This window comes from Shewanella sp. AS16 (genome assembly GCF_021412365.1).
Classification (GTDB): Bacteria; Pseudomonadota; Gammaproteobacteria; order Enterobacterales; family Shewanellaceae; genus Shewanella; species Shewanella salipaludis.
In genome coordinates this window covers 1-368 of the sequence record NZ_JAKCLK010000084.1, presented here as the reverse complement: position 1 = coordinate 368, position 368 = coordinate 1, and the positions used below count along the sequence as shown (strand labels likewise).

The window sequence follows — 368 nt, the reverse complement described above, 5'->3', positions numbered from 1 at the left end:
TTATTGACAAGGTGGCCTCGTCGTCATCGATTACCGGGAAGCCGTATATCGTGAAGATGCCCGGTAAGAGCGATGAGAACGCACAGCCTTTTTTACATGCGTTAATTGCGCAGACGGATAAAACGGTGCCTGCGCAATAATCTTAAATCCCCGCCCCCTGGCTAAAATGCTCTTCCCCAAACACCCCGGTAGAAAGGTAGCGATCGCCACGATCGCAGATGATCGCCACCACCACCGCGCCAGGGTTAGCTTTTGCCACCCGCAGTGCTCCGGCAACCGCGCCGCCGGAGCTTACGCCGCAGAAAATCCCTTCCCGCACTGCCAGTTCGCGCATGGTGTTTTCCGCATCGCGCTGATGAATATCCAGC

General features: G+C 56.2%; 1 protein-coding gene and 1 pseudogene. One reads left to right on the top strand and one right to left on the bottom strand.

Going from position 1 to position 368, the window contains the following annotated elements:
* Nucleotides 1-11: 11 nt before the first annotated feature.
* A complete protein-coding gene (locus LZP73_RS21565; RefSeq protein WP_428998524.1) occupies nucleotides 12-140 on the top strand; it encodes a DUF5329 family protein in 129 nt (42 codons plus the stop codon).
* A gap of 2 nt (nucleotides 141-142) precedes the next feature.
* Here the strand turns inward: LZP73_RS21565 and LZP73_RS19445 are convergent.
* Nucleotides 143-368: pseudogene (locus tag LZP73_RS19445) on the bottom strand (pyridoxal-phosphate dependent enzyme); the annotation flags it as partial.